The following is a 271-nucleotide window of genomic DNA, read 5'->3' as shown; positions in this document are numbered from 1 at the left end:
GGCAGTCCCGGTACGGCAGCATCGTCGCCACGGCCTTCGACATGATCACGGTCGACGGGGTGAACGAGGCGGGGCTCGCCGGGCACGTTCTCTGGCTCGCCGAATCCTCATACGGAGAGCTCGATCCGTCACGACCAGCGCTGAGCCAGGCCGTCTGGTTGCAGTACTTCCTCGACAATTTCGCCACGGTGGCGGAAGCCGTGGGGTGGATCACCTCGAACCGCGTGCAGGTGGTCCAGCTCACGGACCCCGTCACGGGTGAGGTCCCCAC

The 271-nt window shown here is 66.4% G+C and carries 1 protein-coding gene; it reads left to right on the top strand.

The features are described from left to right. Window positions 1–271: linear amide C-N hydrolase (locus SB773_RS31895; protein ID WP_410594337.1), on the top strand; the 271-nt coding region annotated here is incomplete at both ends.

It is taken from the genome of Bacillus sp. SIMBA_074 (genome assembly GCF_046534555.1).
GTDB lineage: Bacteria > Bacillota > Bacilli > Bacillales > Bacillaceae_G > Bacillus_A > Bacillus_A mycoides.
Note: the sequence above shows the minus strand (reverse complement) of the source record. Positions and strands in the feature narration are given on the sequence as shown.